We start from the raw sequence: 5048 nt of genomic DNA on the forward strand, positions 1-5048 counted from the left end.
CGGCTACAACGACATGACGGACGGCAGCCGCGGCACCTTCTCGTCTTCCATGGCAACGATCTCGGCCGCCCGCAATGCGATCAAGATCCTGCGCGAGCGCGCCGCGCAGATGTGGGACATTGCCGTCGACGACGTGGTCTGGGAGAAGGGCCACGCGATCGCCAAGGGCGAGAAGCACGGCAATCTCGGCAAGCTGTCGCTGAAGGAGATCGCGGTCGAGTCGGGCAAGACCGGCGGGCCGATCGCCGGCCACAGCGAGCTCGTCGCCGATGGCGCCGGCGTCTCCTTCGCCACCCATATCTGCGATATCGAGGTCGATCCCGATACCGGCGCCGCCAGGGTCATCCGCTACACGGTCGTGCAGGATGCCGGCAAGGCGGTGCACCCGACCTATGTCGAGGGCCAATACCAGGGTGGTGCCGCGCAAGGCATCGGCTGGGCGCTCAACGAGGAGTATATCTACGGCAAGGACGGGCGGCTGCAGAACGCCGGCTTCCTCGATTACCGCATCCCGGTCTGCTCGGACCTGCCGATGATCGACACCCAGATCCTCGAAATCCCCAACCCCAACCACCCTTACGGGGTGCGCGGCGTCGGCGAGACGTCGATCGTGCCGCCGCTGGCGGCGATCGCCAATGCGGTGTCGAATGCCGCGGGCGTGCGCATGACGCACATCCCGATGTCGCCGCCGCGCATCCTTGCCGCGATCGAGGCGGAACGGGAATGGTCGAAGTAACGCTCTGGGGCTCGCTCGCCGCGACCGCCGGAGGCAACAGCAAGGTCGAGATCGAGGCCAAGGACATAAGGGAGCTGTTCAGGAAGCTGGCTGAACAGTATCCCGGCCTCGAGCCCTTGATCGACAAGGGCATCGCCGTTGCGATCGACGGGACGATCTATCGCGATACGTGGTCGAAGAAGCTGCCGGAGGGGGCGGAGATTTTTCTGCTGCCGCGATTGGCGGGGGGATAGGCGGACACATGGCAGGGTAAAAGGTGCACTGTCACCGTAATTCCCGTAATTCTAAGAAGGCCAAAAACCGCTGTTGGATTCGACCGGGAGGAGGGTCTGATTTGCGCCCCATGCCGGTCATCGCCACGGCTCATCGCCTCTTCTCACGAGCGGACATCTTCGCGACTAGGCTGAAGCTCGCTCGGCGCCGAGAACCCGCAGCGGAATGTCATGGACTCGATGGTCGGCCCTCTCATCTTTCCGTCCGCCCACCGCATATGCGCGACGTCGAAAACCCCGGGAAGGATTGCGTTGGAGCGGCGCTGATCAGACTGGTTGCGCCTCTTCAGTGTGGCGTGCGTTCCAATGGCGCAGCAGGACCGGGACCAAAAGCGCCACGCCGAGTAGCGAGGAATAGAGTTCGGGTGCCACCAGAAGCAGGGCGGCGAACACGAGCAGCACGTTTTCCCATGGGCGTGTGCGCACCAGAAGATAGCGCGATAGCGCGGCGCCCAGGCAGGTGATGCCCAGCACGCAGCCGAAAAAGGCGAGGAAGAAGTTCGGCCAGGTGAAATCCTTCGTCACCAGCAGCAGGGACGGTGAGAAGACGAACACGAAAGGAACCAGTGCCTTACCCATCCCCAGCCGGAAGGCGGTGTTGCCGGTCTTGAACGGGTCCGCCCCCGCCATGCCAGCGGCGGCGTACGCCGCCAGCGCCACCGGTGGCGTGATGTCCGCCAGCACTCCGTAATAGAACACGAAGAAGTGAGCGACGATCGGCTCGGTGCCGAGCATGACAAGCGCCGGCGCCGCGATCGTCACCATAATGATGTAGTTCGCGGTCGTCGGGATGCCGCAGCCCATCAGGATGCAGACGACGCCAGTCATGATCAAGGTGAACAATAGGGTCAGGCCCTGGGCCGAGAAGATCGCCTCGGGGATGAAGGTGCCGAAGAGAAGGGAAAGGTGTCCGGCCGTCGATGTGACGATGTAGGACAGCTTGAAGCCCACTCCGGTCAGGGTGACGACGCCCACGACGATGCCGACGGTTGCGGCAGCGGCTCCGACTGCGAGCGCATATTTGGCGCCGTCGCGCAGACACGTCACGATGTCGGCGACCGACATGCGCCGGCGCGGATTGAGCAAGCCGACGAGAATACACAAGGTGATGCCCCAGAAGGCGGCCATGTAGGGCGTGTAGCCCGAGAGCAGCACGCCGATAAGAACGACGAGCGGGATGATCGTCGGCCAGTCCCGCTTCAGCGCCTCGACGACATCGGGCATCTCGTCCGGCCTGAGCCCCCTGAGGCCGGTTCGCTTGGCCTCGAAATGCACCTGCATGAACACGCCAAAGAAGTGCATGAAGGCGGGCACGATGGCGGCAAGGATGATGGTCGTGTAGGGCAGTTCGAGAAATTCGATCATCAGGAAGGCCGCTGCGCCCATGATCGGCGGCGTCACCTGACCGCCGGTCGAGGACGCCGCTTCCACCGCTGCGGCGAAATGTTTCTTGTAGCCGAGCTTGATCATCGCCGGGATGGTCAGCGAGCCGACGGTAACGGTGTTGGCGACCGACGAGCCGGAAATCATGCCGAACAGCGCCGAGCCGAAGATCGACACCTTGGCGGGACCCCCGGCGTAGCGGCCGGCGACCCACGCCGCACAGTCGAGGAAGAGCTGGCCGAGGCCAATGCGGGTGGCGAAGACGCCGAACAACACGAAGTGGAAGACGTAGGTGGCGACGACGCCGAGCGCGATGCCGTAGATGCCCTGCGTCGTCAGATAAAGGTGATCGATGAGCTGGGAGACGGACGCGCCGGGGTGCACCAGAATGCTCGGCATGTACCGCCCCAACAGCGCGTAGGCCATGAAGACGACGGCGATGATGGGCAGCGGGATGCCGACGGAGCGGCGCGTCGCCTCCAGCAGAAGCAGGATGAGGATAAGGCCGAACACCACGTCGAGCGCCGTGGGATTGCCGACGCGGAAGGCAAGGTCGTCGAGCGGGATCATAGGCACGTGCATGACGACGACGACCGCAGCGATCGCCAGCAGCCAGTCGAAAAGGGGTATGCCGAGCGGCCGCAGGAGGCTGGACCGCGCGGGCTGGTCGTAGCTTTTCTTCACCAGCGGGAAGACGAGGAAGATCAGCGCCAGCACCATCGACAGGTGGATGCCCCGGTGCAGCATTTCCTGCAGCAGGCCGAAACCGGCGGTGTAGTAGTGAAACAGTGACAGCGCCACCAGGAGGAAGCCGACCAGCCAGCCCGCGACACGGGTCAGTGGCCGGAAGCGGATTTCGGAGTCGAATTTCTCCTCCAGTTCGCGAGCGCTCTCCTCATCGAACTCCATTGCGGAAAGCTTGATCTTGTCGTCATCGCTCATGGCCGGTTCCGTGTCCTGAATTTCCAGACAAAAGAGGCGGAAAGCATCCCTTCCGCCTCGTTGTTGTCAGCCGGTCCAAATGCCTCTTATTTCAGGGTGCCGACTTCCTTGTAGAATTTCTCTGCGCCGGGATGAAACGGAATGCCAGCGCTGGTAACCGCGTTCTGGAGCGTGATCAGCTTGCCCTTGGCGTGGCCTGCCTGCAGGGCCTTTTGGGTTTCGTCGCTGTAAAGCGACTTGACGATCTTGTAGACGAGGTCGTCGGTCTGCTTGGCGCTGGTCACCCATTGAGCGGCGACGGAAATGGTCTTGGTTTCGCCGACATTTTTGTAGGTGCCTTCCGGCACGGTATCGGTGGAGAAGAACTTCTGCTCGGACAGCAGCTTGTCGGCCTCGGGGCCGGTGATCGGCACCAGCGTGATGTTGTTGGTGGTGGCAAGCTCAACGATTGCGCCGGTCGGATAACCACCGACGAAGAAATAAGCGTCCATGGCGCCATCCTGCAGCCGCTCTCCGGCCGGGCCAGGCTTGAGATATTCGGGCTGCACGTCCTTTTCAGCCAGACCGTAAGCGCCAAGCACAAGTCGCGCATCGACGATGGTGCCGGAGCCCGGCTCGTCAAGAGAGACGCGTTTGCCCTTGAGATCCGCCACCGACTTAATGCCGGCGTCGGCACGCGCGACCAAATGGATCGTCTCGGGATAAAGCGTCGCGATGAGGCGCAGGTCGTCAACCTTGGGCTTGCCCTCATAGAGGCCGGTGCCCGAATGCGCCCAGTAGGCGACGTCGGATTGCGTGAAGCCCGATTCGGACGCGCCCGACTGGATGGCGCTGATGTTGGCCACCGAACCGTTGGAGGACGTGGCGGTGGCGACCAAGCCTTCGACGCCGGCCGCCCCGGTTGCCGAGATGGCGTTGGCGATCAGGCCGCCCACCGGATAGTAGGTACCGGACGTTCCGCCCGTGCCGATGCGGAAAAACGCCTGCTGCGCGCGTGCCGGCGAAAATCCGGCCGCAGCCAAAGCCAGAGCGCCCGCGCCTATGGAAAAGGTGCGGCGGTTGATCGAAATAGTCATGCTACCTCCCAGTCTAAAAACCGGCAGGATGTTGCAGCGGCCAAGGTGTTGTCAACCTGTACACGCTTTTTGAGAGCGGATCGGTCCTCGCGGGCTGGCCGTGGCGCATCCTCAATAGGTGCAAATTTTGAAGAAGCACCAAAATTCGATCTGAGCCTTTATCATTGGTTGAACGGCAGTAGTTCGCATCCTTGCGCCAAAGCTGCCTGTCTGAATTCGGCCCAAAAGCAGCCATTCACCTCACCCCGCCCCTATCTCTCCTCCACAATCCTCAAATAAACCGCCGTCACGAACAGCACGATCAGCCCGACAAGATCCGCCTTGCCCCTTCCGGCATCTGCAGGATCGTCAGCACGGTCAGGATCAGGGCGCCGAGGATGGTGCGGGTGTAGACACCGCGGCCGCCGCAGATCGAGGTGCCGCCAATGACGGCGGCCACCCCGGCGCCTTCTGCCGGAAGGCGCGGCAGGCTATGGATACTTGGTCGGCGGTACGGCAGGGTTCAAATCGCCCTGCAGTTCCTTCGGCAGCGGCAGGCTTGAGCATTGCAGGTGCACTTCGCGGGCGAACAGCTTTCGTTGCTTCTGCTCATGCTCCTTGATGGCTGCGACGAGCCCCATCGAGTATGGACCAAGCAGG

General features: G+C 62.8%; 4 protein-coding genes and 1 pseudogene. 2 read left to right on the forward strand and 3 right to left on the reverse strand.

What is annotated here, in order from left to right; all coding sequences use genetic code 11:
- Together EOA22_RS23970 and EOA22_RS23975 are read left to right on the forward strand one after the other, a co-directional pair.
- Nucleotides 1–736: molybdopterin cofactor-binding domain-containing protein (locus EOA22_RS23970; RefSeq protein ID WP_164755768.1), on the forward strand; the 736-nt coding region annotated here is incomplete at its 5' end.
- On the forward strand, nucleotides 724–969 hold the full coding sequence (locus tag EOA22_RS23975) for a MoaD/ThiS family protein (RefSeq protein ID WP_024501711.1): 246 nt from the start codon (nucleotides 724–726) through the stop codon (nucleotides 967–969). The genes EOA22_RS23970 and EOA22_RS23975, both read left to right, overlap by 13 nt.
- 306 nt (nucleotides 970–1275) lie before the next feature.
- Here the strand turns inward: EOA22_RS23975 and EOA22_RS23980 are convergent, their stop codons facing one another.
- The 3 genes and pseudogenes from EOA22_RS23980 to EOA22_RS23990 form a co-directional block, all read right to left on the reverse strand.
- Nucleotides 1276–3333, reverse strand: a complete 2058-nt coding sequence (locus EOA22_RS23980; protein ID WP_063168621.1) for a TRAP transporter permease — start codon at nucleotides 3331–3333, stop codon at nucleotides 1276–1278.
- 86 nt (nucleotides 3334–3419) lie between these two features.
- Complete coding sequence (locus EOA22_RS23985) at nucleotides 3420–4409, reverse strand: TAXI family TRAP transporter solute-binding subunit (RefSeq protein WP_024501713.1); 990 nt, start codon at nucleotides 4407–4409, stop codon at nucleotides 3420–3422.
- A 251-nt stretch (nucleotides 4410–4660) separates the two neighbouring features.
- Nucleotides 4661–4845 (reverse strand): annotated as a pseudogene (locus tag EOA22_RS23990) (ABC transporter permease); the annotation flags it as partial.
- Between the last annotated feature and the right edge of the window lie 203 nt (nucleotides 4846–5048).

This window comes from Mesorhizobium sp. M7A.F.Ca.US.014.04.1.1 (assembly GCF_003998745.1).
In the GTDB taxonomy this organism is placed as follows: Bacteria; Pseudomonadota; Alphaproteobacteria; order Rhizobiales; family Rhizobiaceae; genus Mesorhizobium; species Mesorhizobium ciceri.